Source organism: Halorubrum sp. SS7, assembly GCF_005435055.1.
GTDB lineage: Archaea > Halobacteriota > Halobacteria > Halobacteriales > Haloferacaceae > Halorubrum > Halorubrum salinarum.
Genome location: NZ_SGXV01000094.1, coordinates 996 through 1,438, shown reverse-complemented (window position 1 = coordinate 1,438; position 443 = coordinate 996).

Genomic DNA, 443 nt, shown 5'->3' with positions numbered 1-443 from the left:
CGGCGTCTTTAGGCCTTCAAAACCGTATTAATCGTATTTTGGCAACTTACTTTCACAGGCGCATTGCGCTATTTATCGGATTCCATCATATTCCGTAGCATCTCACCAGCAACGATTGCCGCTTCAGGACGGGGCTGAACGGTCCCGAATAGGTCTCAGGCCGGACCTGAATCGATTCGGTCGGGATTCAGGCGGGGTCGGAACCGGGCGGCCGAGTTTCAGTCTCGCCCGGAAGTGTTTCTGGAAATTCATAACGATATGGGATAGGCCCCATGGGTGTAGTAGAGCGACCCCAGATGACGCGGGATGTCCCGCGTCGGCGGCCCGCGGGTCGTGTGCGGTCAACGAGGTAAACCAACTATGACAAACCGACGCAAGTTCATCGCCGGTCTAGGAGCCTTGGCCACTGGTAGTGCGGCAGCAATAGGAACTGGTGCGTTCAC